Raw genomic sequence first — 24,120 nt, forward strand, 5'->3', positions numbered from 1 at the left:
TAAATAATCGCTGACCGACGAATTGCCGAACCTGGACTAAACCGACAATCTCGAAATGTGGAATAACGTACGCCAGCTCAACCTAGCCGCCAACGCGTTGCACGCGCTGCTCGCGCTCGCGCTTCTGGCGGCTGGCTGCTACTGGCTCGTGCAGCGCCCGAACTTCGCGCTGCGGGAAATCCGCATCGAGGGCGACACCGAGCACATCAATTCGCCCACCGTGCGCGCGGGCGTGGTCGGCCGGCTCAAGGGCAACTTCTTCACGGTCGATCTCGATGCGGCGCGCGCGGCGTTCGAGCAGATGCCGTGGGTACGTCACGCGAGCGTGCGCCGCGTGTGGCCCAACGCACTGGCTGTCACGCTCGAAGAGTACAAACCGTTGGGCACGTGGGGCAGCGATCAGCTCGTGAGCACGGACGGCGAGCTGTTCACGGCGAACCAGGGCGAACTCGACGAAGAACTGCCCGCGTTCGACGGCCCCGACGGCACGGCGCCTGAAGTGGTCGCGCGCTACCGCGACCTGGAGAAGTGGTTCGCGCCGCTCGGGCTCACGCCCGACGAGGTGACGCTCTCGCCGCGCTACGCGTGGACGGTGAAGCTCTCGAACGGCATGCAGGTGGAGCTGGGCCGCGAGCGCAACGCCGACACGCTGAGCGAGCGTTCGCACCGCCTCATCGCGGCATGGTCGGCGGTGACGCAACGGTGGGGCAAAGAGATCGAATACGCGGACTTGCGTTATCCGAACGGGTTTGCGATAAGGGCGGCCGGCATGCGCTTCATCAGTGACACGCCCGCTCCGGGCAAGAAGTAACAGGACATCACACGCAACGAGCACGATATGAGTAAAGACTATAAGGATCTGCTGGTCAGCCTCGACATCGGGACGTCGAAGGTGGTGGCCGTCGTCGCCGAACTGAAGGGCGAAGGCCACTACGAAGTGATCGGTCTCGGCCAGAGCGAATCGAAAGGTCTCAAGAAGGGCGTGGTGGTGAACATCGAGGCCACTGTGCAGTCTATCCAGAGAGCGCTCGAAGAAGCGGAACTCATGGCCGACTGCAAGATCACTAACGTATTCACCGGCATTGCGGGCAGCCACATTCGCAGCTTCAACTCGAGCGGCATGGTCGCCATCAAGGAGAAGGAAGTCACGCAGGCAGACGTCGCACGCGTGATCGAAACGGCGAAGGCGATCAACATCCCGACCGACCAGCAGGTGCTGCATATCCTCACGCAGGAATTCATCATCGACGGCCAGGAAGATGTGCGCGAGCCGATCGGCATGAGCGGCATTCGCCTCGAAGTGAAGGTGCATATCGTGACGGGCGCGGTGAGCGCGGCGCAGAACATCGTGAAGTGCGTGCGCCGCTGCGGCCTCGAAGTGAACGACCTCATTCTGCAGCCGCTCGCCTCGTCGCTGGCGGTGCTGACCGAGGACGAGAAGGAACTGGGCGTGGTGCTCGTCGACGTGGGCGGCGGCACGACCGACATCGCGATCTTCAGCGAAGGCGCGATTCGCCATACCGCGGTGATTCCGATCGCTGGCGACCAGGTGACGAGCGACATCGCCATGGCGCTGCGCACGCCCACGCCCGACGCGGAAGACATCAAGGTGAGCTACGGCATCGCGAAGCAGGCGCTGGCCGACCCGGACGAGATGATCGAAGTGCCGGGTCTGGGCGAGCGCGGTCCGCGCACGCTGTCGCGCCAGGCGCTGGCCGCCGTGATCGAGCCGCGCGTGGAGGAGCTTTTCTCGCTCGTGCAGCAGGTGGTGCGCGAGTCGGGCTACGAAGAACTGCTGAGCTCGGGTGTCGTGCTCACGGGCGGCGCCGCGATGATGCCGGGCATGGTGGAGCTGGGCGAGGACATTTTCCTGAAGCCGGTGCGCATCGGCGTGCCGGAGTACGCGGGCGGTCTGGCCGATGTGGTGCGCAATCCGCGCTACTCGACGGCGATGGGCCTGCTCGTCGAAGGCCGCTCGCAGCGCATGCGCGGGCGCAAGGTTGCCGTGCAGTCGGGGTCGATGGGCCAGGTCTTTTCACGCATGAAGGACTGGTTCCTCGGCAACTTCTAACGACAGAAGTCGCAGGACAGAAGGCGAAGTACAAGCTTCGAAAATCGCGCTGGTGACGGCGGCTGGCGCGCAGTGGAGGGTTGCCCGATCTTCCACTGGATAACGGCCGAGGAGCGGAATCTTTTTCTTGACGGAGGCAACATGGAATTCCAGATGCTGGAAACGGAAACCAACGGCACCATCATCAAGGTGGTAGGCGTTGGTGGTGCGGGCGGCAATGCCGTGCAGCACATGATCAACCGCGGCGTGCAAGGCGTCGATTTCATCGTGATGAACACGGATGCCCAGGCGCTCTCGCGCTCGCGTGCATCGGCCGTGATTCAACTCGGCAACACGGGCCTTGGCGCCGGTGCGAAGCCGGAGATGGGCCGCGCGGCAGCGGAAGAAGCCCGTGAGCGCATCGCCGACGCACTGCGCGGCGCGCACATGGTGTTCATCACCGCCGGCATGGGTGGCGGCACCGGCACGGGCGCAGCCCCGGTCGTCGCGCAGATCGCCAAGGAAATGGGCATTCTCACCGTTGGCGTGGTGAGCAAGCCGTTCGAGTTCGAAGGCGGCAAGCGTATGCGTGTGGCGGAAGCCGGCTCGCAGCAACTGGAGGATCACGTCGACTCGCTGATCGTCGTCCTGAACGACAAGCTGTTCGACGTGATGGGCGATGACGCCGAGATGGACAAGTGCTTCCAGTGCGCGGACGACGTTCTGAACAACGCAGTGGCAGGCATCGCCGAAATCATCAACGTCGACGGCCTCGTGAACGTCGACTTCGAAGACGTGAAGACGGTGATGGGCGAGCAGGGCAAGGCGATGATGGGCACGGCGACGGTTGCCGGCGTCGATCGCGCACGCCTCGCGGCGGAACAGGCCGTGGCGAGCCCGCTGCTCGAAGGTGTCGATCTGTCGGGTGCGCGCGGCGTGCTGGTCAACATCACGTCGAGCCGTTCGCTGCGACTGTCGGAAACGCGCGAAGTGATGAACACCATCAAGAGCTATGCTGCAGAAGACGCGACGGTGATCTTCGGTGCGGTGTACGACGACGCGATGGGCGACGCGCTGCGCGTGACGGTGGTGGCAACGGGCCTTGGCCGTGCTGCGAAGAAGCAGCAAGCCGCGCCGATGCAACTGCTGCGCACGGGCACGGACAACCAGCCGATCCCGGCTCCGGCGGGTGCATACGCACCGCAGCACAGCGGCCACGGCAACACGGCCGACTACGGCGCGCTCGACACGCCGGCAGTGTGGCGCACGTCGCGCGACACCGCGGCTTCGCACGTGCAGGCGTTGCAGGAAAAGGGCGTCGACACGTACGATATCCCGGCGTTCCTGCGCAAGCAGGCGGACTGACACGCAAGCCGATCTGACTGCGGCAGGGCACGCGTTGCCCTCGCCCGCAGACAGATAGCGCGCTGCGTAGCAATGAAGGCGAGCAAGACCAGCAAGGCCGCATCCGCGAGGATGCGCGGCAGGGACGGTTGCCCGCCACGCGTGGAGCGTGGGGGACAGGCGCGGTGTCGCCGGGCGAACCTGCTAACCTTGGAGTACATCGTTGCCCAACATTGCACGACGCCAGCGCATGAGGCTTGAACAAGCTTGCGCATCGTTGCGAAGGACGAGTCATGATCAAACAGGGTGAAACGCTGCCCGAAGCGACCCTCTTCGAGTTCGTCGAAGACGCGCGCGAGGGTTGCACGCTGGGGCCCAACAGCTTCGACGTGCAAAAGGAAGCGGCGGGCAAGCGCGTAGTGATCTTCGGATTGCCGGGCGCATTCACGCCCACGTGCTCCGCGAAGCACGTGCCGGGTTACGTCGAACACTTCGACGCGCTGCGCGCGGCCGGTGTCGACGAGGTCTGGTGCGTGTCCGTCAACGACGCGTTCGTCATGGGCGCGTGGGGACGCGATCAACGTACCTCGGGCAAGGTACGCATGATGGCCGACGGCAGCGCAGCGTTGACTCGTGCACTTGGACTGGAGCAGGATTTGTCGGCGCGTGGCATGGGAATCCGCTCCCAGCGCTATGCGATGGTGGTCGACGACGGCGTGGTCAAGACGCTGCACGTCGAAGCACCCGGCAAGTTCGAAGTGAGCGATGCTGCGAGCATACTTGCCACGTTGACCCGCGCATGAGCGCGTTCGCGGGCGCTGCGTTGCCCTGACGCAACGCGCAATTGCGACGCAAATGTGACAGGCGATTACGTGAGCGCAGCGGGCCGATCACCCCGGGAACGCCTCCGTTCCGGGCATCGGCCCGCGCTCCATCCCTGATGGGTAACGCAGCGGAAACAGTTTGTCACGCCGGCGAAAACGACGGACTCGACGCAACTGGAGTATAATTCGTGCTATGAATTAAAAAGTCCCGATTGGGATTTTCAATGAGCAAGAAGACCATGTTGAAGCAGCGAACCATCAAATCAATCGTGAAGACAGTCGGCATCGGCCTGCACTCGGGGCGCAAGGTCGACCTGACGCTGCGTCCGGCGGCGCCGAACACGGGCATCGTGTTTTCGCGCGTGGATTTGCCGACGCCGGTTGACATCCCCGCATCGGCGATGGCGATTGGCGACACGCGCCTCGCCTCGGTGCTGCAGAAAGACGGCGCACGTGTCTCGACGATCGAGCATCTCATGTCTGCCTGCGCTGGCCTTGGCATCGACAACCTCTATGTGGACGTGACCGCCGAGGAAATTCCGATCATGGACGGCAGCGCCGCTTCGTTCGTGTTCCTGATCCAGTCGGCGGGTATTGAGGAGCAGAATGCTCCGAAGAAGTTCATCAAGGTCAAGAAGCCGGTTGAGATCCGCGATGGCGACAAGTTCGCGCGCCTCGAGCCTTACTTTGGCTTCAAGCTCAAGTTCACGATCGATTTCCGCCATCCGGCCGTCGACAAGACGGGCCAGGCGCTCGAAGTGGACTTCGCGAATACCTCGTACGTGCGCGAGATCGCGCGTGCCCGCACGTTCGGCTTCGCACACGAAGTCGAGATGATGCGCGAACTGGGCCTTGCACGCGGCGGCAGCATGGACAACGCCATCGTGCTGGACGAGTACCGCATTCTGAATAACGACGGCCTGCGCTACGACGACGAGTTCGTGAAGCACAAGATGCTCGACGCGATCGGCGACCTGTATGTGGTCGGTCATCCGCTGCTGGCGGCGTACGACGCGTACAAGTCGGGCCACGGCCTGAACAACGCGCTGCTGCGCGAACTGCTCGCGAATGAGGACGCCTACGAGATCGTCACATTCGACGATCCGCAGAAGGCGCCGCGTGGCTTCGGCTACGAGGCACAGACGGCATTCGCCTGAGTTTCGAGCGCGATTTGCCAGTAAAAAGGGCAGCTTCATGCTGCCCTTTTTCTTTTTTGCACGGCTTCGTCGCGCGGTTTCCTGAGTGCCGTTTCGTGAAACGTTGGCGCGCCGGATCAGCGCTTTTTCGTGTGGCGCGCCGCCATCTTCGCGAGCGCTGCCTGCAGCGGCGAGGCTTGCAGCGTTTCACTGAGCGCCTGGAGCGCTGCCGCGCCAGCCGGCGACATGCGCGCCTGCTTGGGCGGAGCGGGATCTTTCACGGCTTGCGGACGCACGCGGATGCGCACGCTGTTCAATGCCCAGCCGCGCGCCTGCAGGTCGGCCACGAGACGCGGCTCCAGATGCCGCAGCCGCGCCGCGAGCGCGTTGTGCGCAGTGAAAAGGGCCAGCGTGCCGTCCTTGATGAAGCCCGGCTCGACGCTAGCCGCGAGATAGTCGGGCAGCAGCGCATTCAGGTCGCGCTGGATCGCCGCGATCTGTTCGACGCCGGCGCGCAGCGGCGCGAACGCGTCGGTGCGGCTGAGCACTTCGGCGAGCGGCTGTGGGGCGCGTGGTCCCATGGACCTTGAAAACGGCGAGAAACGGCTCATGTCGTGTAAGGATGGGCGAGCGCGCAGGCGGGGCTGCGATGCCGTCATTGTAGCCTGCGCACCGCTCGTCCAAACGCCTTCAGGCCATTCGGCCAGGGCCGCTTCGCGGCCCTTCACCGCCCGGCGGGAAGGCCGTCCATGCGGGCATCGCGCGCGCCAGAGCCGTCTCCGCGCTGACACAGGCGGGTGAGAGGGCGCGTGCTAAAATGCCCGATTCGAATCCACCAATTTTGGGCTAAAGCCGCCGAGGTCCCTCCGGTCCGGATGCGTAGTGCAGACGCCAGCAGACGTTGCACATCCGCTGAACCCACCCTCAGGAATCCCGGCCGAAGCCGCGACGCAGACACCGATCCGATGACCACCGGTTTCTTACAGAAAATCTTTGGCAGCCGCAATCAGCGCCTGATCAAGCAATATCAGAAGACGGTCGTGGCGATCAACGCGCTCGAACCGAAGATCGAGCAGTACAGCGACGAGCAGCTGCGCGCGAAGACGGCCGAGTTCCGTGAGCGCGTGGCCAATGGCACGTCGCTCGACGAGCTGCTGCCCGAGGCGTTCGCCGTTTGCCGCGAGGCGAGCAAGCGGGTGCTGAAGATGCGCCACTTCGACGTGCAGTTGATCGGCGGCATGGTGCTGCATTACGGCAAGATCGCTGAAATGCGCACCGGCGAGGGCAAGACGCTGGTCGCCACGCTGCCCGTGTACCTGAATGCGCTGTCGGGCCGCGGGGTGCACGTCGTGACGGTGAACGACTACCTCGCGCAGCGCGACGCCGAATGGATGGCGCGGCTCTACAACTTCCTCGGTCTGTCCGTCGGCATCAACCTGTCGCAGATGGACCATGCGATGAAGCAGGAAGCGTACGCCGCGGACATCACGTACGGCACGAACAACGAGTTCGGCTTCGACTACCTGCGCGACAACATGGTCTACGAGACCGAGGCGCGCGTGCAGCGTGCGCTGAACTTCGCCGTGGTCGACGAAGTGGACTCGATCCTGATCGACGAAGCGCGTACGCCGCTCATCATCTCCGGACAGGCCGAAGACCACACCGAACTCTACGTGCGCATGAACGCGCTGCCGCCGCTGCTCGAGCAGCAGATCGGCGAAGAGAAGGCCGATGGCACGGGCGTGGAGAAGCCGGGCGACTACACGCTCGACGAAAAGGCGCGCCAGGTGTTCCTCACCGAGTCGGGCCACGAGAAGGCCGAGCGCATGCTCGCCGAGTGGGGGCTGATCGGTCAGGGCGAAAGCCTCTACGCACCGCAGAACATCACGCTGATGCACCACGTGTACGCCGCGTTGCGCGCCCACACGCTGTTCCACAAGGACCAGCACTACGTGGTGCAGAACGGCGAAGTCATCATCGTCGACGAATTCACCGGCCGTCTCATGGCCGGCCGCCGCTGGTCGGACGGTCTGCATCAGGCTGTGGAAGCGAAGGAACACGTAAAGATCCAGAGCGAGAACCAGACGCTCGCTTCGATCACGTTCCAGAATTACTTCCGCATGTACGCGAAGCTCTCGGGCATGACGGGTACGGCCGACACCGAAGCGTACGAATTCAACGAGATCTACGGGCTCGAGACGGTCGTGATTCCGACGAACCGCACGCCCAAGCGGATCGACAAGCAGGACCAGATCTACAAGACGGCGAAGGAACGCTACGACGCCGTGATTCGCGACATCCGCGACTGCTACGAGCGTGGTCAGCCGGTCCTGGTCGGCACGACGTCGATCGAAAACTCCGAGTTGCTCTCGAACCTGCTCACGAAGGCCGCGCTGCCGCACGAGGTGCTCAACGCGAAGCAGCACGCGCGTGAAGCCGCGATCGTCGCCGAAGCCGGTCGTCCGCAGCGCGTCACCATCGCCACCAACATGGCCGGCCGCGGTACCGACATCGTGCTGGGCGGCAATGCGGAGAAGCAGGCCGCGTTCATCGAAGCCGACGAAGCGATTCCCGCCGACGAAAAGGCGCGCCGCATCCAGCAGCTGCACGACGAATGGCAGACGCTGCACGATCAGGTGAAGGCCGCCGGCGGTCTGCACATCATCGGTACCGAGCGTCACGAGTCGCGCCGGATCGACAACCAGCTGCGTGGCCGTGCGGGCCGTCAGGGCGACCCGGGCTCGTCGCGTTTCTATCTCTCGCTCGAAGACCCGCTCCTGCGTATTTTCGCGGGCGACCGCGTGCGCGCGATCATGGAACGCCTGAAGATGCCGGAAGGCGAGGCGATCGAGGCGGGAATCGTCACGCGTTCGATCGAGTCGGCGCAGCGCAAGGTCGAAGCGCGCAACTTCGATATCCGCAAGCAACTGCTCGAATACGACGACGTCTCGAACGACCAGCGCAAGGTAATCTACCAGCAGCGCAACGAACTGCTCGAAGCGCATGACATCACCGAAACGATCGGCGCGATGCGTCATGGCGTGATCACCGACATCGTGCGCCAGTTCGTGCCGCACGGCAGTATCGAAGAGCAATGGGACGTGCCCGAGCTCGAAGAAGTGCTGCGCAACGAATGGCAGCTCGACCTCGCGATCCAGGAGATGATCAACGAGTCGTCGTCGATCGACGCCGATGAGATTCTCGAAGCCGTGCTCGCCGCCGCCGACGAAGCGTACGAGCAGAAGGTCACGCTCGTGGGGCGCGAATCGTTCAGCGCATTCGAGCGCTCGGTCATGCTGCAAACGCTCGACCGCAGCTGGCGCGAACACCTCGCGGCGCTCGACCACCTGCGCCAGGGCATCCATCTGCGCGGTTATGCGCAGAAGAACCCGAAGCAGGAGTACAAGCGCGAAGCGTTCGAACTGTTCGCCGCGATGCTCGAAGCCGTGAAGCTTGAAGTCACGCGTATCGTGATGAACGTGCAGATCCAGTCGCCGGAGCAGCTCGAACAAGCGGCCGAGCAGATAGAAGAACAGGGCCATCATGTCGAGAACGTCGAGTTCCGCCATGCCGAGTTCGCCGAAGCCGACGCAGCGCCGGCTCCCGCGGCTGCCGCGCCGGTGGCCGCCGACGCAGCCGCCGCCATGGTGGGCGCGGCCATGAGCCATACGCCGCCGGTGGGCAGCGAGCTGCCGAAGGTGGGCCGCAACGATCCTTGCCCGTGCGGCAGCGGCAAGAAATACAAGCTGTGTCACGGCAAGATCACGTGACGCAGGCTTGATCGTAGATTCCGGTGGCCCGCTGCTCCTGGCGGGCCTTGAGTTCTGAATCCCGATGCCGGCCAGGCCTGAGCGCCTTGGCCGGCATCGCCTTTTCGACAGGTCGCCACCATGGCTGTCAATTTCCCCTCGATTGATCCCGCTCAACTTCATCCGGTCGCCGGCGTGACGCTCGGCTGGGCGGAAGCCAACATCCGCAAGCCCAATCGCAAAGACGTCCTGGTGATTTCCGTCGACGAAGGCGCGAGCGTAGCCGGCGTGTTCACGCTTAACCGCTTCTGCGCCGCGCCGGTGACCGTGTGCCGCGAACATCTCGCGAAGGTGCGCGCGGGCGGCAAGGGCATTCGCGCGCTGGTGGTGAACACCGGCAACGCGAACGCGGGCACCGGCGAGCCGGGCATGAAGCACGCCCGCGAGACCTGCGATGAACTCGCGCGTCTTGCCGACCTCGAGTCCTCGCAGGTGCTGCCGTTCTCGACTGGCGTGATTCTCGAGCCGCTGCCTATCGACCGCCTGAAAGCGGGACTTCCCGCTGCGCTGGCGAACCGCAAGGCTGCAAACTGGTACGACGCCGCGCAGGCCATCATGACGACCGACACGCTGCCGAAGGCCGTGTCGCGCCAGGTGACGATCGACGGCCACACCGTCACGTTCACGGGCATCAGCAAGGGTGCGGGCATGATCAAGCCGAACATGGCGACCATGCTCGGCTTCCTCGCTTTCGACGCGAACGTTGCACAGCCCGTGCTCGACGAACTCGTGAAGTACGTGGCCGACCGCTCGTTCAACTGCGTCACGATCGACGGCGATACCTCGACCAACGACTCGTTCATCATGATCGCCTCGGGCAAGTCGAGCCTGCCCGCGATCACCTCGACTGACACGCCCGCCTACGCCGCGCTGCGCGACGCCGCGACGGCTGTCGCCCAGGCACTCTCGCAGCTCATCGTGCGCGACGGCGAAGGCGCAACCAAGTTCATGACCGTGCAGGTGGAAGGCGGCAAGGACGTGGCGGAGTGCCGCCAGATCGCCTATGCGATCGGCCATTCGCCGCTCGTGAAGACGGCGTTCTACGCATCGGACCCCAACCTCGGCCGTATCCTCGCGGCGATCGGCTATGCCGGCGTAACGGACCTCGACGTCGACAAGATCGACCTGTATCTCGACGACGTACTCGTGGCGAAAGCGGGCGGCCGCAACCCGGCTTACCGCGAAGAGGACGGCCAGCGCGTCATGAAGAAGAGCGAGATCCTGATTCGCGTCCTGCTTGGCCGCGGCGACGCGCAGGCCACGATCTGGACCTGCGACCTCTCGCACGACTATGTGAGCATCAACGCGGACTACCGCTCCTGATTTCAGGCGCCTTTACCACATGGACAAACTCGAACAGTTTCTGACCCGCGCCGAAGCGCTGCTCGGCCGCCTCGAGGCCGTGCTGCCGCCCTCGGCACCCGATGTCGACTGGAACGCAGCCGTCGCGTTTCGCTGGCGCAAGCGCCAGGGGCGCGGTTTCCTGCAGCCGGTGCCCGCGATCTCGCTGATCTCGCTCGACGACCTGCAGAACATCGACCGGCAGAAAGATCTCATCGACCGCAACACGCGCCAGTTCGTGCAAAAGAAGCCCGCGAATAACGTGCTGCTCACCGGCGCGCGCGGCACGGGCAAGTCGTCGCTGATCAAGGCCTGCCTGAACGCGTACGCGAAGGACGGTCTTCGCCTGATCGAAGTCGACAAGGACGATCTGCATGACCTCGGCGATATCGTCGATCTCATCTCGACGCGCCCCGAGCGCTTCATCGTGTTCTGCGACGACCTCTCGTTCGAGGAAGGCGAATCGGGCTACAAGGCGCTGAAGGTGGCGCTGGACGGCTCGGTGGCCGCCCAGTCGGACAACGTGCTGATTTACGCGACCTCGAACCGGCGCCATCTGCTGCCCGAGTACATGAGCGACAACGAGACGTACAAGCACATGCCCGACGGCGAGATTCATCCGGGCGAAGTGGTGGAGGAGAAGATTTCGCTTTCCGAGCGTTTTGGCCTCTGGGTGAGCTTCTATCCGTTCAAGCAGGACGACTACCTGACGATTGTCGGCCACTGGCTGCGCCATTTCGGCTGCGACGACACTGAAGTCGAGTCGGCGCGCGGCGACGCACTCGTTTGGGCGCTGGAGCGCGGCTCGCGTTCGGGCCGCGTGGCGTGGCAGTTCGCGCGCGACTGGTCGGGCAAGAAGGCGCAAGAGGCATGAGCGCCGAAGCCCACACCACGAAGGATGCTGGCGCAAACGCACGTCCCGTGACGGAAGTCGCGGTGGGCGTGCTGGTCCAACCCGATGGCCGCTATCTGCTCGCGCAGCGCCCCGAAGGCAAGCCGTATGCAGGCTACTGGGAGTTTCCGGGCGGCAAGCTGGAAGCGGGCGAAACCGTCGAAGCGGCGCTCGCGCGCGAGTTGCACGAGGAACTGGGCATCGACGTGAAGGCGTGCCGCCTGTGGCACACGCTCGAACACGATTACCCGCACGCCTATGTGCGGCTCTACTTCTGCAAGGTGACCGAGTGGACCGGCGAGCCGCATGGCCGCGAAGGCCAGGCGTTCATCTGGCAGTCGCTGCCGGCGAGCGTCGAGCCGCTCCTTCCCGCGACGATTCCTGTGCTGGAGTGGCTTGCCGCGGAGTAACGCCTTGTGCGGGCCGCCACCATGCAAAAGGCCGCTGTGCGTGATGCACAGCGGCCTTTTTTTGTCTGGCGCACGCACGCACGTGCGTCGCGGCGCTTACTGCCGCGTATCGGTGGGCGGCGCGTCTTCTGGCGGCGTTTCGTCGTCGGCGCCGCCGATGCGGTACTTTTCGGCCGCCCATGCGCCGAGGTCCATTTGCTTGCAGCGCTCGGAGCAGAACGGCCGGAAGCGGTTTTCCGGCACCCAGCGGACTTCCTTGCCGCAGGTCGGACATTTGACGACAGTGGTCATGCGATAGAACTTGGGTTGCGTTGAGTCTGGCGTGGCGGCGCGTTGGGTTTCACAGGCTGCAGAGCGTGAGCTGGAACGGCACGTCCTGATCGACGGCTCGCGGACGCAGATCGCCGTCCTGCACGGTGAAGCGCACCCACAGCATGTACTTGTTGGCGCTCGCTTCGGGAATCATGCGCAATTCCGGTGCCACGCGGACTTGCATGAGCTGATAGGCACGGCCGGACAGCATCTGCTGATAGCTGCCCTGCATCGCCATCACCTTCGACGCCTGGCCCGACTCGCGCGCGAGGCGCAGCACGATGGCGGCGGCGTCGCGCAGCGGCAGCAGCGGCGTGACCCATTTCGCAATGTCCTGGCGGCGTTGATCCGGATGCAACTGCTGCCACGCATAGTATGACGGCAGATCGAACTTGCAGGTGCCGCCGGGAATAATCGCGCGGCTGCGAATGCTCGTGAGCCACTCGTTGTCCATCAGATGCTGGCCCGTCTTGCCTTGCATCTGCGTGAGACCGGCGAGCGTCTGCTCGATTTCGCCCAGCACGGTTTCGAGCGCATTCTGCTCGATGCCGGGATTGCCGCGGAACGGCGCGAGCGTTTGGCGTTGCCGCTCGAGTTCCTTCATGAGATCCGACTTCAGGTCGGCGCGGCCTGCGACTTCGGCGATTTCGAAGAGCGTCGTGAGCGCGACGTGATGTTCCCTCGGATCCTCCTGGGTCAGGAAAAACGTGAAGCGCTCGAACAGGTCTTCGAGGCGCAGCAGCGTTCGGATTCGCTCGTTGAAGGGATACTCGTAAAGGATCAAGCGCGCTCGCCTCGGGCGTGGTAGGTGACGGATTGCAGGACATTCTAATGCCGTGGGACTACGGTCGCAATCGCGCCGGCTCGGTGCTTTGCCGATGTGACCCGCTAATTGCGTGCGGATGGCGCGCTTTAAGCGTTGCTGGCCTTTTTGGCAGCAAGCTTGAGATACGTCTGATGCAACGCGTCGACGTCGTGATCGAGCGTTTCGAGCGTCGCGCCGTTGTCGTTCACCACCACGTTGTCGGCAGCCGCGAGGCGCGCTTCGCGCGTGGCCTGCCGCGCGATGATCGCGAGCACCTGCTCACGCGTGAAGCCATTGCGGCGCATGACGCGCTCGATCTGGGTTTCCACGCTGCAATCGACAGTGAGCACGCGATCGACACGTGTCTTCCAGGTGCCTGACTCCACGAGCAAGGGCACGACCACGATGACGTAGGGCCCGCTGGCCTCTCGCGTTTCGCGTTCGGTCTCGGAGCGGATCAGCGGGTGTGTGATGGCCTCGAGCCGCTTGCGCGCGGACTCGTCGCCGAACACGAGCGTGCGCATGCGCGCGCGGTCCATCGAGCCGTCCGCCGCGACGAATTGAGGGCCGAATTCCGCGGCGATCCGCGCCATGGCGATACCATGCGGCGCGGTAATGCGATGCGCGATGAGGTCGGTGTCGACGATCGTCACGCCGCGTGCGGCAAAGCCATCCGCAACCGTGGATTTGCCGCTGCCGATGCCCCCAGTCAATCCGACCGCGAACATGTGATCAGTTCCCCCACGCAAATACGCCATAGAGCGGTGTGCCTGCAAACAATGTGATGAGCGCGCCAGCGGCCAGATACGGGCCGAACGGCAGCGGCTCTTCGAAGCGCATGCGTCCCGTCAACGTAGCGATTATGCCGACGAGCGCGCCGCCTACTGCGGCGATCACGACGATCTGCGGCAGCGCACTCCAGCCGAGCCATGCGCCGAGCGCGGCGAGCAGTTTGAAATCGCCATGGCCCATGCCTTCTACGCCACGCAACAGCCTGAAGACCCAGTACACGCACCAGAGCGCCAGATAACCCGCGACCGCACCGATCACCGCTGTCCGCAGCGTGACGAAGGTGCCGGCAAAATTGACCAGCAACCCGGCCCACAGCAGCGGCTGCGTGATCTCGTCGTGCAGCATCTGGTGTTCGAGGTCGATGGCGCTCGCGGCGATGAGCGTGGCGCACAGCACGAAGGCGGCGAGCGCTTTGCCGGTGGGCCCGAAGGCGAGCAATGCACCGGCCGCGCAGGCCGCGCTCGCGATCTCGATGAGCGGGTAGCGCACGCTCACGCGTATATGGCAGTGCGAGCAGCGCCCGCGCAACGCGACCCAACTGAGCACCGGAATATTTTCCCAGGCGCGCAAGACGTGACCGCAGTGCGGGCACGCGCTGCGCGGCAGCCAGAGGTTGTAGCGCACGGGCAGCCCGTCTTCTTCGAAGAGCGGACCGGGTGTGCCGGTCGCTTCGGCCACATCGGCGCGCCACGCGCGCTCCAGCATGATTGGCAGCCGGTGTACGACGACGTTGAGAAAGCTGCCGATGACGAGCCCGAACGCAATGGCGAAGACCATGAGCACGCCGAAGGGCAGACCGGCGAGAGCGGCTGCGAGCGGCGTTGTAGTATCGGACGCGGAAAGGAGTTGGACGGGCATGAGACGGAACCGGGATACTGGCAGCGATGCTACACCACGTTGCCCAGTTGAATGATGGGAAGATACATCGCAACGACGAGGCCGCCGACCAGCGCACCGAGCACCACAATCACGAGCGGCTCGCACAGGCTCGACACGAGCGCGATCTTTTCGTCGACCTGACGGTCGGCGAGCGAGGCGACATCGAGCAGCATCGCGTCGAGCGCGCCCGATTCTTCCGCGACGGCAACGGGCTGAACCACATCGGCCGGAAAGCATCCTGCCGCGCGCATGGCTGCGGCAAGCCGCTCGCCGTGGCGCAGGCGCTCGCTGATGCCCGCGCTCGCGCGATCGAAGAATGCGTTGCCGCTTGCGTGCGCGAGCGAATCGAAGGCGTCGGCGAGCGGCGTGCCGGCGGCGAGCAGCGTGCCGAGCGCTCGGCTCCAGCGGGCGGCGCACAGTGTGGTGAGCAGCGCGCCGCAAAGCGGAAGCCTCAGCAGCGCGCGTCCGAACGCGAGGCGCGCGGCTTCCGAGCGGCGTAAACCCGCTTGCAGGGCGAGCGTGCCGGTGGCTGCGGCTACGGCGGCCGGCACGCTCCAGCGCGCGGCGCCCGCGGAGAGCACCAGCACGAACTGCGTGGGCGCGGGCAGTGCGGCGCCGAAGCCGTCGAAGATCTGCTTGAACGTGGGCACGACCCAGACCAGCAACGCGGCGGTAATGACAAACGCGAGCAGCAGCACCGCGACGGGGTAGGTGAGCGCGGCCCGCACCTTGGCGCGCTGCGCGGCGGCACGCTCGCGGTCGTCGGCGAGGCGCGCGAGTACGGCGGCAAGCGCACCCGAGGCTTCGCCAACGGCCACGAGCTGGCAATACAGTGCGTTGAAACGCGCCGGATGTTGCGCGAGCGAGTCGGCAAAGCGCAGGCCTCCGGCGATGTCGCGCGCGAGCGCCGCGGCAATGCGCGGCATGCCGTTCGGCCCCGGCGAGAGGGCGAGCAGCTCGAGCGCGTTCGCAAGCGGCAGTCCCGCGCGCAGGAGGCTCGCGAGCTGACGTGTAAAGCGCGTGACGTCCGCGTGGCGCGCCTTGGGCGCGCCCGCGCTCGCTCTGCGCTCGATGGCGAGCACGGTGATGCGCTCGCGCTTGAGCGCGACGCGTACAGCCGCGGCGTCGAGCGCGATCAGCGTGCCACGTCTGGTCGCGCCCGATGCGTCGAGGCCGCGCCACGCGAAGCGCCACTCCGGTGGGCCGCGATGGGCGTGCACGGCGCTCATGGTGCTTCCGTAGCCGCAAGCGCTTCGGCGAGGCTCGTGGTGCCGTCCCGCACGCGTGCGAGCGCCGCGTCGCGCAAGGTTGCCACGCCGCTTCTGCGTGCTTCGCGAGCAATTTCAGGCGCGCCGCGGCCTGTGACGATCAGGTCACGTATGGTCTCCGAGATCGGCAATACCTCGTGAATTCCCACGCGACCGCGATAACCGATGCCATGGCAAGCCTCACAGCCGCGCGGGACATAAGGCTGCGTCATCGCACTGTTGCGAATGTTCTGCCCCGCCGCGACGAGCGCCGCCGGCGAAGCTTCGCCGTGCACGCGGCATGACGGACATAGCCGCCGCACGAGACGTTGCGCCGTGACGAGCCGCAGCGAGCCCGCCAGGTTGTACGGTTCGACGCCGATGTCGACGAGCCGTGCGCAGGCCGCGCTGGCGTCGTTCGTGTGCACGGTCGAGAGTACGAGATGGCCCGTCTGTGCGGCCCTGACGGCCACACCGGCGGTTTCTTCGTCGCGAATTTCGCCGATCATGATGACGTCCGGGTCCTGGCGCAGCAGGGCACGCAGCGCCACCGCAAAGGTGAGCCCGGCCTTCTCGCGCACGTTGACCTGATTGATGCCCGCGAGCTGGATTTCGGCGGGATCTTCCACCGAGCAGAGATTGCGCGCCGTGATGTTGAGCCTTTGCAGGAAGCAGTAGAGCGAGAGCGTCTTGCCGCTGCCGGTGGGGCCCGTGACGAGGACAAGACCGTGCGGCGCGCCGATCGCTTCGGCTACTGCGTGCTGCTGGGCTTCGTCGAGCCCGAGTTCGGCGAGCGACAGATCGGCGGGAAGCGCTTCGAGCCTGCGCAAGACGAGCTTTTCGCCGTGCAGCGTGGGCAGCGAATTCACGCGATAGTCCTCGGCGGCGCGCGACGCCATCGAGGACGCGAGCCGCAGTTTGCCGTCCTGCGGAATGCGCCGCTCGGCGATGTCCATGCGCGCGAGCACCTTGATGCGCGTGACGAACGCATCGCGCAGATGCGCAGGCGGCCGCGCCATTTCATGTAGCACGCCGTCGATGCGCAGACGCACGCGCCAGCCGTGTTCCATCGGCTCGATGTGCAGATCGGAGGCGTTGCGCCGTGCGGCTTCGCGCAACGTTTCGGAGAGCAGGCGAACGGCGGGTGCGTCGTCGAGCTGCGGTGCGGAGACAGGTGGAGATGTGCGCGCCGTTTCTCCACCGCCCGCACCGCCTTCGGCGGCCGCGGCAGCCAAAGGGCGCGCGCGATAAGGAGTAAAGATCGCACGATAAGGAGTAGAAAGCATCGGCATGCCGGCGCGAAGCCGCCTCGAACGGATGACGCCTTCATCATGGCGCGCGACGCACTGCGCCGCCACCTGGCCGAGCGGCTAACGTCCCGGCAGCAGCTTCTTCGCCTTTTGCAGCGTGCCCTGGCGCGGTTTGGCGCCGGGCTTGAAGAGCTTGACCGTGCGTACGGCCTGGTCGTCGCTGCGAAGCACTTCGAGCTTCACGTCGCCGATCTGCAGGCACACGTCGCCTTCGGGAATCTCTTCTAGCACTTCGAGGATCAGGCCGTTGAGCGTCTTGGGCCCATCCGTCGGCAGCTTGATATGAAGCCAGCGGTTGAGTTCGCGCAAAGGCATGCTGCCCGGCACGATACATTCGCCTTCGTCGTTCCAGCCGCCGCGTCCGGTGCCGCTGCGCGGCATCGACGTGGTGAATTCGCCGATCAACTCCTCGATGATGTCTTCGGGCGTCACGAGGCCTTCCATCTCGCCGTACTCGTTCACGACGAGTGCAATGCGATGCCGGCTTTCCTGGAAATACTGAAGTTGCTGGAACCCGGGCGTGCCGGTGGGCACGAAGTACGGCTCGGCGAGCAGTTCGCGCAGCGTTTCGCGCTCGAAATCCTGGTTGTGCAGCGCGGCCAGCGTCTTGCGCACGTGCAGCACGCCAAGCACGCGGTCAATGTCGCCTTGATAGACGATCAGCTTGTTGTGATAGCAGGTCTCGAGCTGATGCAGGATGTCCTCGAGCGGGGCGTCGTAATCGAGCGCCTCGATGCGCCGGCGTGGAATCATCACGTCGTCGACGGTGATGTTCTCCAGGTCGAACAGGTTCAGCAGGATGCTGCGGTGCTTGGTCGGCATGAAGCTGCCCGACTCGAGCACGATGGTGCGCAACTCCTCGGTGGAGAGCCGCTGGTCGTGCGCCTTGTGCGTATTGATGTGCAGGATGCGCAGGATGGTGTTCGCAAACATGTTGACGAACCAGATGATCGGCTTCGTCACACGCATGAGCGGCGCGATCAGGAGGCTCGCGGGCAGCGCGATTTTTTCCGGAAACGTTGCGCCCACAATCTTCGGCGTGATTTCCGCGAACACGATGATGAGAAACGCAACGATGCCCGTTGCGATCGACAGCACGAGGTTGTTGCGGCCGAAGGTATGGAGCGCGATCGAGGTCGTGAGGACCGGGATGATGGTGTTGAAGAGATTGTTGCCGATCAGGATCACCGAAAGCAGCAGGTCGGTGCGCGCGAGCAGCTTCTGGGTGGTTTTCGCGCCGAGCGTGCCGTGATTGGCGAGGTATTTTAGGCGATGGCGATTGAGCGCCATCATCGCCGTTTCGGAGATGGAGAAGAAGCTGGAGCAGATGAGCAGGACGAAGACGGCGCAAATCTGCGCCCATAAGGGGAGGTGGTCCACGCGTCGAGAAAATGAGGGGGGCGGATGGGGAAACTATAACAGAGGGGTACTGCAGTTCCATGGGCCACTGGCCGAACGGACAAGGCCGCTGCCGGCCGGGCGAGGCGTGGTGCGCCGAGGGTTGCCCGGACAGGACGCAAGTACGCGAGATCCGGACGAAAAAAAACCGCGCAATGCATTGCGCGGTTTTTTTCGAATTCTGGTCGGGGTGAGAGGATTCGAACCTCCGGCCTCTACGTCCCGAACGTAGCGCTCTACCAGGCTAAGCTACACCCCGAATTGACTGCTGGACTCCACGACCCGTTTCATCTGTCCGTCTGTTTCAAGACAGGCGCGTCGTCGAGTAAGAACATAATTCTAGCAGGCTATCTTTGTAAATGGAAGGGGGGAACGTTGAAATCGCATCGGCGGCGGCCTGGGCCTCGGTACGCGCACATTGCAGCGTGTGCTCGAGCGCTCCCGAGCGCGTGATCGCCGCGAAGATTTCGTCGAAGCGCGTCGTGCCGCCTTGCTCGATCGCTTCGCGCGCAAGCGCGGCTTCCGCCGCCGTGCCGTGCTCGATCAGCCAGATGAGCGGCAGCGTGGGCTTGCCTTCGCGCAAGTCGTCGCCGGCGTTCTTGCCCATCGATTCGGGCGTGCCCGTGTAGTCGAGCCAGTCGTCCATGATCTGGAACGCGGTGCCGATGCGCCGCCCGTACTCGGCCGCGGCTTCCTCGGTGCGTGCATCCGCCCCCGAAAGCACCGCGCCGAGTTGCGCCGCGGCTTCGAAAAGCTTGGCGGTCTTGTAGCGGATCACCTGCATGTAGCGGTCGGTGTCCACGTCGGCGTCATGCATGTTCAGCAGCTGCAGGACTTCACCCTCGGAAATGATCGTCGTGGCGGCGGAAAGGATTTCCATCACGCGCATCTTGCCGACGCCCACCATCATCTCGAACGAGCGCGAATACAGGTAATCGCCCACCAGCACGCTGGCGGCGTTGCCGAAGAGGGCATTGGCCGTCTGGCGGCCGCGCCGCAGGTCCGATTCGTCGACGACGTCGTCGTGCAGGAGGGTCGCCGTATGAATGAACTCGACGACCGCCGCGAGCACATGGCGCTGCGTGCCGCGGTCGCCGAGCGCCCCGGCCACCATCAGCAGGAGCGCCGGACGCAGCCGCTTGCCGCCCGCGCCGATGATGTACTCGGAGATCTGGTTGATCAGCATCACCTCGGACGCCAGGCTCTGCCGGATGACACGATTCACCTGCTCCATGTCACTGGCGATGGGGGCAAGCAGGGTGGCTGCGCTGGGGGATGGGGTGGCGGTGGACGACATGATGGCAAATAGGGGTAGTGCCGCGGATTATAAGGCGAATCGGCTGCATGCCGGACGCTCCGCTGCCGCAGTGCTGAGGGCCCCTTCTATTTTCTCGCGGCCCGGACGGGCGCATGGATGCTGGCGCTATGCCGTGCGCATAGCCCCGGAACCCGTCAGACAGGCTCCAGATCCCTCGCGCATACACGCGCAACGGCCTTGCACACCGCTTGCACACCTTTTGACCGCGAAGCTAACTCTATGTATAATCTAAGGTTTCGGGCGCGCAGTGTGTCCCGAAATTATTGAAGAGTGAGGTTCTCAATGTACGCGGTCATAAAAACCGGCGGCAAGCAGTACAAGGTTGCCGTTGGCGAAAAACTTAAAGTAGAACAGATACCGGCTGACATTGACGCAGAAATCACGCTCGACCAGGTTCTCGCAGTGGGCGAAGGCGAATCGATTAAGTTCGGTACGCCGCTGGTGAGTGGGGCTTCCGTCAAGGCCACCGTTGTGTCGCAAGGTCGGCACGCCAAAGTGACCATCTTCAAGATGCGTCGCCGGAAGCACTACCAGAAGCATGGCGGCCACCGCCAGAACTACACCGAACTGCGCATCGACGCGATCAACGCGTAAGCGCACGCAGGTAAAGGAGCAAACAAATGGCACACAAAAAGGCAGGCGGGTCGTCACGCAACGGCCGCGACTCAGAGTCGAAACGACTTGGCGTGAAGGTGTACGGCGGCCAGGCCATCCTCGCCGGCGGCATCATCGTTCGCCAGCGCGGCACGCGCATGCACCCGGGCAACAACGTCGGCATCGGCAAGGACCACACGCTCTACGCGCTGGTCGACGGTCATGTCTCGTTCACGACCAAGGGCGCAGCCAACAAGCACACGGTCAACGTCGTCCCGGCAGCGGCTTAAGCTTTAGACCGCTCGCGAGCGGGCTACACGCGACGCAAGAAAGGCCCCGCGAAGTTTGCGGGGCCTTTTTATTTACCCACAGTCTTTCGGGGTCGTAACGGGCTTCGGTTTGACTGCGCGAGCGGCGTTGGCCGTTCGGCCAGGTTGGCCAGTTTCGGCCATGGCGGGCAAAATATCGACATTCACGGGACGGAGTAACTCATGAAGTTCATTGACGAAGCGAAGATCGAAGTCATCGCCGGCGATGGGGGCGATGGCAGCGCGTCGATGCGACGCGAGAAGTTCGTCCCGTTCGGCGGGCCGGACGGCGGCGACGGCGGGCGCGGCGGCAGCGTTTACGCAGTCGCGGACCGCAACATCAACACCCTCATCGATTACCGCTACACGAAGAAGCATCAGGCGCGCAACGGCGAGAACGGACGCGGCTCCGACTGCTACGGCAAGGGCGGCGACGACATCACGCTGCGCATGCCGGTGGGCACGGTCATCACCGACCAGGACACGGGCGAGCTGATCGCCGACCTGACCGAGCACGAGCAGCAGGTGATGGTCGCGAAGGGCGGCGCGGGGGGCCTCGGCAACCTGCATTTCAAGTCGTCCACGAACCGCGCGCCGCGTCAGAAGACCGACGGCAAGCCCGGCGAGCGCCGCATGCTCAAGCTCGAGCTGAAGGTGCTGGCCGACGTCGGCCTGCTCGGCATGCCGAACGCGGGCAAGTCCACGTTCATCGCTTCGGTCTCGAACGCGAAGCCCAAGATCGCCGACTACCCGTTCACGACGCTTGCGCCGAATCTGGGTGTGGTGCGCGTGGGGCCGAGCAAGAGCTTCGTGATCGCCGATATTCCGGGCCTGATCGAAGGCGCCGCGGAAGGCGCGGGCCTCGGTCACCAGTTCCTGCGCCATCTGCAGCGCACGAATTTGCTGCTGCATCTGGTCGACCTCGCCCCGTTCGACGAAAGCGTCGATCCGGTTGCCGAGGCGAAGGCGATCGTCGGCGAGCTGCGCAAGTACGACGAGACGCTCTATGAAAAGCCGCGCTGGCTCGTGCTGAACAAGCTCGACATGGTGCCGGAGGAAGAGCGCGCCGAGCGCATTGCCGACTTTGTGAAGCGCTTCGAGTGGGACGGTCCCGTGTTCGAGATTTCCGCGCTCACAGGGCAGGGCTGCGAAAATCTGTGCTACGCGGTGTACGACTACGTTTCCGCGCACTCGGACGCGCGCCGTGCGGCCGAAGCCGAAGACCTCGCCTCCGACGTGCGCTTCCGCGAAGGGCAGGGCGGGAACGCGCAGCAGCCACAGGAGTAATTCGCCGCACCGGCCGGCACGCGAGCCGCGCAGGCCGAGCCAGGGAAACTTCACGCGTCATCAGTCATTTGGGAGACCGCGCAGCATGCGTTCCGTCATCGCCGATTCGCGGCGTCTGGTAGTGAAAGTCGGCTCGAGCCTCGTCACCAACGACGGCCGCGGGCTCGATCATGCGGCAATCGGCCGCTGGGCCGCGCAAATTGCGGCGCTGCGTGCGCAGGGCAAGGAAGTCGTGCTCGTGAGTTCGGGCGCGATCGCCGAAGGCATGCAACGGCTCGGCTGGACGAAGCGTCCGCGCGAGATCGACGAGCTTCAGGCTGCCGCGGCAGTCGGGCAGATGGGGCTCGCGCAGGTCTACGAAAGCCGCTTTGCCGAGCACGACATCCGCACTGCGCAGATCCTGCTCACGCATGCCGATCTGGCCGACCGCGAACGCTATCTCAACGCGCGCTCCACGTTGCTCACGCTGCTGCGCCTCGGCGTCGTGCCGATCATCAACGAGAACGACACCGTGGTCACCGACGAAATCAAGTTCGGCGACAACGACACGCTCGGCGCGCTCGTCGCGAACCTGATCGAAGGCGACGCGCTCATCATCCTCACCGACCAGAGCGGCCTTTATACGGCCGATCCGCGCAAGGATCCGAGCGCAACGCTCGTCCAGGAGGCCGACGCAGGCAAGCCGGAACTCGAGGCAATGGCGGGCGGCGCCGGCTCGAGCATCGGTCGCGGCGGCATGCTCACCAAGATCCTCGCGGCCAAGCGTGCCGCGCATAGCGGCGCGAACACGGTGATCGCGAGCGGGCGTGAAGCGCAAGTGCTCGTGCGCCTCGCTGCCGGCGAGGCGATCGGCACGCAGCTCATCGCTCGCACGGCGCGCATGGCGGCGCGCAAGCAGTGGATGGCCGACCACCTGCAGGTGCGCGGCCACGTCGTGATCGACGACGGCGCGGTGCAGAAGCTCACGGCGGACGGCAAGAGCCTGCTGCCCATCGGCGTGACCGGCGTGCAGGGCGCGTTCGCGCGCGGTGAAGTCATCGCCTGCCTGAACGGCGCGGGCGTGGAAGTGGCGCGCGGGCTCACCAACTACAGCAGCGCGGAAACGAAGCTGATCCAGCGCCATCCGAGCGGCGAGATCGAGGGCATCCTGGGCTATATGCTCGAGCCGGAGCTGATCCACCGCGACAATCTCGTGCTGGTTTGACAGCCGTTCCCGGCCAGCCCCAGCCAGCCGCGCTTCGCCTGAAGTTAAAAAGCCGCTGTGACCAAAGGTCCACAGCGGCTTTCTTCATGCCCACCACAGCATGACGTAGCGCGGCTTAACGCACCAGCGTCGACTGCGTGCGGCCGTAGCGCAGATTTTCGATGATGGTCGGCGCCTTCGCGATCGGCATCTTGTTGGCGCAGAAGTAGTCCTGATACAGCCTCGACTGGTACGCATTGAGCGTGCCGTTCTCGATGCGCGACCAGTTGTTCGCGACGGTCTGGTCCCAGCCGTTGTGATCGGCGTCGAGGCTCGCGTAGAGGCGCCACTCGTAAGTGTCGCAGCGAATTCCCTCGTAGTTCACGTTACGCGCACCGCTCGGGCTCGTGATGACGATCGTGTAGCGCACGACGCCGTCCGTGCCGACCGTGACCGAAGCTGGATCGACGGCGAACTTGAGCGGCGAATTGTTCGAGACGTCGAACGGCAGCAGCGTCGCGCCGGCCTGCGGCAGCGGCGGCAGGCCCTCGAGCTTGTTTTCCTGCCATTCGCCCTTGCGGTCCAGAAGGTAGACGAACGCGCTGTCGTCCTTGTTCGTGGGACCGGAACTGGAGCACGCGGCCAGTCCTGACACAAGCAGCACACCGCCTGCGGCGCAAGCCGCAGCAAGAGCAAATCGTTTCAAATTGGTTTTCCTCGAAGCACGGGCGCGCGTTGCGAACGAACTGCGCCGCGAATGCGAACCGGCGGGGCCCTGCGCGCGATGCGCCGGGCCCCGCCGGTTCGGGCGTTCTTTGCGTTGGCTCAAGCCCCTTGATCCTGCTCGTCCTGCGCAGGCTCGATGATACTCTGCGCCGACG

23 protein-coding genes and 1 tRNA gene are annotated in these 24,120 nt (G+C 64.7%); 13 read left to right on the forward strand and 11 right to left on the reverse strand.

Going from position 1 to position 24,120, the window contains the following annotated elements:
* Positions 1 to 55 precede the first annotated feature (55 nt).
* From BHE01S_RS29685 to lpxC, 5 genes are all read left to right on the forward strand, one after another.
* Positions 56 to 811 carry a cell division protein FtsQ/DivIB gene (locus tag BHE01S_RS29685; protein ID WP_042270312.1) on the forward strand — a complete coding sequence of 252 codons (756 nt, stop codon included), beginning with the start codon at positions 56 to 58 and terminating at the stop codon, positions 809 to 811.
* 27 nt (positions 812 to 838) lie between these two features.
* The gene (ftsA, locus tag BHE01S_RS29690; protein WP_042270315.1) at positions 839 to 2,071 is read left to right on the forward strand and encodes a cell division protein FtsA; all 1,233 of its coding nucleotides are present in this window, start codon (positions 839 to 841) and stop codon (positions 2,069 to 2,071) included.
* Between the two features lie 141 nt (positions 2,072 to 2,212).
* Positions 2,213 to 3,415 carry a cell division protein FtsZ gene (gene ftsZ / locus BHE01S_RS29695; RefSeq protein ID WP_042270317.1) on the forward strand — a complete coding sequence of 401 codons (1,203 nt, stop codon included), beginning with the start codon at positions 2,213 to 2,215 and terminating at the stop codon, positions 3,413 to 3,415.
* Between the two features lie 272 nt (positions 3,416 to 3,687).
* The gene (locus BHE01S_RS29700; protein WP_028207796.1) at positions 3,688 to 4,197 is read left to right on the forward strand and encodes a peroxiredoxin; all 510 of its coding nucleotides are present in this window, start codon (positions 3,688 to 3,690) and stop codon (positions 4,195 to 4,197) included.
* A 260-nt stretch (positions 4,198 to 4,457) separates the two neighbouring features.
* Entirely contained in the window at positions 4,458 to 5,375 is a 918-nt protein-coding gene (gene lpxC, locus BHE01S_RS29705) for a UDP-3-O-acyl-N-acetylglucosamine deacetylase (protein WP_028207797.1), read from the forward strand.
* A gap of 116 nt (positions 5,376 to 5,491) precedes the next feature.
* Here the strand turns inward: lpxC and BHE01S_RS29710 are convergent, their stop codons facing one another.
* Positions 5,492 to 5,965 carry a DUF721 domain-containing protein gene (locus tag BHE01S_RS29710; RefSeq protein WP_042270319.1) on the reverse strand — a complete coding sequence of 158 codons (474 nt, stop codon included), beginning with the start codon at positions 5,963 to 5,965 and terminating at the stop codon, positions 5,492 to 5,494.
* A 354-nt stretch (positions 5,966 to 6,319) separates the two neighbouring features.
* Between BHE01S_RS29710 and secA the strand changes: the two genes are divergently transcribed.
* The 4 genes from secA to mutT all read left to right on the forward strand — a co-directional run bounded on the left by secA (position 6,320) and on the right by mutT (position 11,806).
* Complete coding sequence (secA, locus tag BHE01S_RS29715) at positions 6,320 to 9,124, forward strand: preprotein translocase subunit SecA (RefSeq protein WP_042270321.1); 2,805 nt, start codon at positions 6,320 to 6,322, stop codon at positions 9,122 to 9,124.
* A gap of 120 nt (positions 9,125 to 9,244) precedes the next feature.
* A complete protein-coding gene (argJ, locus tag BHE01S_RS29720) occupies positions 9,245 to 10,486 on the forward strand; it encodes a bifunctional glutamate N-acetyltransferase/amino-acid acetyltransferase ArgJ (RefSeq protein ID WP_042270323.1) in 1,242 nt (413 codons plus the stop codon).
* Between the two features lie 19 nt (positions 10,487 to 10,505).
* The gene (locus tag BHE01S_RS29725) at positions 10,506 to 11,378 is read left to right on the forward strand and encodes an ATP-binding protein (RefSeq protein ID WP_042270325.1); all 873 of its coding nucleotides are present in this window, start codon (positions 10,506 to 10,508) and stop codon (positions 11,376 to 11,378) included.
* Positions 11,375 to 11,806 (forward strand): 8-oxo-dGTP diphosphatase MutT, encoded by a 432-nt coding sequence (gene mutT / locus BHE01S_RS29730; RefSeq protein WP_042270327.1) that lies wholly within the window; start codon positions 11,375 to 11,377, stop codon positions 11,804 to 11,806. The genes BHE01S_RS29725 and mutT overlap by 4 nt, the downstream gene beginning before the upstream one ends.
* A gap of 96 nt (positions 11,807 to 11,902) precedes the next feature.
* On the opposite strand, the gene BHE01S_RS29735 is transcribed toward mutT, so the two are convergent.
* From BHE01S_RS29735 to BHE01S_RS29775, 9 genes are all read right to left on the reverse strand, one after another.
* Positions 11,903 to 12,097, reverse strand: a complete 195-nt coding sequence (locus BHE01S_RS29735) for a DNA gyrase inhibitor YacG (RefSeq protein ID WP_028207803.1) — start codon at positions 12,095 to 12,097, stop codon at positions 11,903 to 11,905.
* A 49-nt stretch (positions 12,098 to 12,146) separates the two neighbouring features.
* Positions 12,147 to 12,902 (reverse strand): cell division protein ZapD, encoded by a 756-nt coding sequence (zapD, locus tag BHE01S_RS29740; RefSeq protein ID WP_028207804.1) that lies wholly within the window; start codon positions 12,900 to 12,902, stop codon positions 12,147 to 12,149.
* A 128-nt stretch (positions 12,903 to 13,030) separates the two neighbouring features.
* Positions 13,031 to 13,651 carry a dephospho-CoA kinase gene (gene coaE / locus BHE01S_RS29745; RefSeq protein ID WP_042270329.1) on the reverse strand — a complete coding sequence of 207 codons (621 nt, stop codon included), beginning with the start codon at positions 13,649 to 13,651 and terminating at the stop codon, positions 13,031 to 13,033.
* Between the two features lie 4 nt (positions 13,652 to 13,655).
* The gene (locus BHE01S_RS29750) at positions 13,656 to 14,573 is read right to left on the reverse strand and encodes a prepilin peptidase (protein WP_042270331.1); all 918 of its coding nucleotides are present in this window, start codon (positions 14,571 to 14,573) and stop codon (positions 13,656 to 13,658) included.
* Positions 14,574 to 14,602: 29 nt separating this feature from the next.
* Complete coding sequence (locus BHE01S_RS29755; protein WP_042270333.1) at positions 14,603 to 15,823, reverse strand: type II secretion system F family protein; 1,221 nt, start codon at positions 15,821 to 15,823, stop codon at positions 14,603 to 14,605.
* Positions 15,820 to 17,127 carry a GspE/PulE family protein gene (locus BHE01S_RS29760; RefSeq protein ID WP_084069362.1) on the reverse strand — a complete coding sequence of 436 codons (1,308 nt, stop codon included), beginning with the start codon at positions 17,125 to 17,127 and terminating at the stop codon, positions 15,820 to 15,822. Before BHE01S_RS29760 ends, BHE01S_RS29755 begins: the two co-directional genes overlap by 4 nt.
* 84 nt (positions 17,128 to 17,211) lie before the next feature.
* A complete protein-coding gene (locus BHE01S_RS29765) occupies positions 17,212 to 18,531 on the reverse strand; it encodes an HlyC/CorC family transporter (RefSeq protein WP_042270337.1) in 1,320 nt (439 codons plus the stop codon).
* 200 nt (positions 18,532 to 18,731) lie between these two features.
* Positions 18,732 to 18,808, reverse strand: a tRNA-Pro gene (locus BHE01S_RS29770).
* Between the two features lie 45 nt (positions 18,809 to 18,853).
* Complete coding sequence (locus BHE01S_RS29775) at positions 18,854 to 19,846, reverse strand: polyprenyl synthetase family protein (protein ID WP_042270339.1); 993 nt, start codon at positions 19,844 to 19,846, stop codon at positions 18,854 to 18,856.
* 303 nt (positions 19,847 to 20,149) lie between these two features.
* Here BHE01S_RS29775 and rplU point away from each other — a divergent pair, with 303 nt between their 5' ends.
* The 4 genes from rplU (at position 20,150) to proB (ending at position 23,260) form a co-directional block, all read left to right on the forward strand.
* Positions 20,150 to 20,461, forward strand: a complete 312-nt coding sequence (gene rplU / locus BHE01S_RS29780) for a 50S ribosomal protein L21 (RefSeq protein WP_007180329.1) — start codon at positions 20,150 to 20,152, stop codon at positions 20,459 to 20,461.
* Between the two features lie 26 nt (positions 20,462 to 20,487).
* Positions 20,488 to 20,751 (forward strand): 50S ribosomal protein L27, encoded by a 264-nt coding sequence (gene rpmA, locus BHE01S_RS29785; RefSeq protein ID WP_042270345.1) that lies wholly within the window; start codon positions 20,488 to 20,490, stop codon positions 20,749 to 20,751.
* A 201-nt stretch (positions 20,752 to 20,952) separates the two neighbouring features.
* Entirely contained in the window at positions 20,953 to 22,056 is a 1,104-nt protein-coding gene (gene cgtA, locus BHE01S_RS29790) for an Obg family GTPase CgtA (protein ID WP_042270347.1), read from the forward strand.
* 85 nt (positions 22,057 to 22,141) lie between these two features.
* A complete protein-coding gene (gene proB, locus BHE01S_RS29795) occupies positions 22,142 to 23,260 on the forward strand; it encodes a glutamate 5-kinase (protein WP_042270350.1) in 1,119 nt (372 codons plus the stop codon).
* A 115-nt stretch (positions 23,261 to 23,375) separates the two neighbouring features.
* On the opposite strand, the gene BHE01S_RS29800 is transcribed toward proB, so the two are convergent.
* Positions 23,376 to 23,945 carry a CNP1-like family protein gene (locus BHE01S_RS29800; protein WP_042270370.1) on the reverse strand — a complete coding sequence of 190 codons (570 nt, stop codon included), beginning with the start codon at positions 23,943 to 23,945 and terminating at the stop codon, positions 23,376 to 23,378.
* Positions 23,946 to 24,120 lie beyond the last annotated feature (175 nt).

The organism is Paraburkholderia heleia NBRC 101817 (assembly GCF_000739775.1).
Lineage (GTDB): Bacteria > Pseudomonadota > Gammaproteobacteria > Burkholderiales > Burkholderiaceae > Paraburkholderia > Paraburkholderia heleia.

What these genes read in the sequence shown, in the direction of transcription:
- BHE01S_RS29685 (WP_042270312.1), top strand. Translation starts at nt 56, where the DNA reads ATGTGGAATAACGTACGCCAGCTCAACCTAGCCGCCAACGCGTTGCAC.
- ftsA (WP_042270315.1), top strand. Translation starts at nt 839, where the DNA reads ATGAGTAAAGACTATAAGGATCTGCTGGTCAGCCTCGACATCGGGACG.
- ftsZ (WP_042270317.1), top strand. Translation starts at nt 2,213, where the DNA reads ATGGAATTCCAGATGCTGGAAACGGAAACCAACGGCACCATCATCAAG.
- BHE01S_RS29700 (WP_028207796.1), top strand. Translation starts at nt 3,688, where the DNA reads ATGATCAAACAGGGTGAAACGCTGCCCGAAGCGACCCTCTTCGAGTTC.
- lpxC (WP_028207797.1), top strand. Translation starts at nt 4,458, where the DNA reads ATGTTGAAGCAGCGAACCATCAAATCAATCGTGAAGACAGTCGGCATC.
- BHE01S_RS29710 (WP_042270319.1), bottom strand. Translation starts at nt 5,965, where the DNA reads ATGAGCCGTTTCTCGCCGTTTTCAAGGTCCATGGGACCACGCGCCCCA.
- secA (WP_042270321.1), top strand. Translation starts at nt 6,320, where the DNA reads ATGACCACCGGTTTCTTACAGAAAATCTTTGGCAGCCGCAATCAGCGC.
- argJ (WP_042270323.1), top strand. Translation starts at nt 9,245, where the DNA reads ATGGCTGTCAATTTCCCCTCGATTGATCCCGCTCAACTTCATCCGGTC.
- BHE01S_RS29725 (WP_042270325.1), top strand. Translation starts at nt 10,506, where the DNA reads ATGGACAAACTCGAACAGTTTCTGACCCGCGCCGAAGCGCTGCTCGGC.
- mutT (WP_042270327.1), top strand. Translation starts at nt 11,375, where the DNA reads ATGAGCGCCGAAGCCCACACCACGAAGGATGCTGGCGCAAACGCACGT.
- BHE01S_RS29735 (WP_028207803.1), bottom strand. Translation starts at nt 12,097, where the DNA reads ATGACCACTGTCGTCAAATGTCCGACCTGCGGCAAGGAAGTCCGCTGG.
- coaE (WP_042270329.1), bottom strand. Translation starts at nt 13,651, where the DNA reads ATGTTCGCGGTCGGATTGACTGGGGGCATCGGCAGCGGCAAATCCACG.
- BHE01S_RS29750 (WP_042270331.1), bottom strand. Translation starts at nt 14,573, where the DNA reads ATGCCCGTCCAACTCCTTTCCGCGTCCGATACTACAACGCCGCTCGCA.
- BHE01S_RS29755 (WP_042270333.1), bottom strand. Translation starts at nt 15,823, where the DNA reads ATGAGCGCCGTGCACGCCCATCGCGGCCCACCGGAGTGGCGCTTCGCG.
- BHE01S_RS29760 (WP_084069362.1), bottom strand. Translation starts at nt 17,127, where the DNA reads ATGCTTTCTACTCCTTATCGTGCGATCTTTACTCCTTATCGCGCGCGC.
- BHE01S_RS29775 (WP_042270339.1), bottom strand. Translation starts at nt 19,846, where the DNA reads ATGTCGTCCACCGCCACCCCATCCCCCAGCGCAGCCACCCTGCTTGCC.
- rplU (WP_007180329.1), top strand. Translation starts at nt 20,150, where the DNA reads ATGTACGCGGTCATAAAAACCGGCGGCAAGCAGTACAAGGTTGCCGTT.
- rpmA (WP_042270345.1), top strand. Translation starts at nt 20,488, where the DNA reads ATGGCACACAAAAAGGCAGGCGGGTCGTCACGCAACGGCCGCGACTCA.
- cgtA (WP_042270347.1), top strand. Translation starts at nt 20,953, where the DNA reads ATGAAGTTCATTGACGAAGCGAAGATCGAAGTCATCGCCGGCGATGGG.
- proB (WP_042270350.1), top strand. Translation starts at nt 22,142, where the DNA reads ATGCGTTCCGTCATCGCCGATTCGCGGCGTCTGGTAGTGAAAGTCGGC.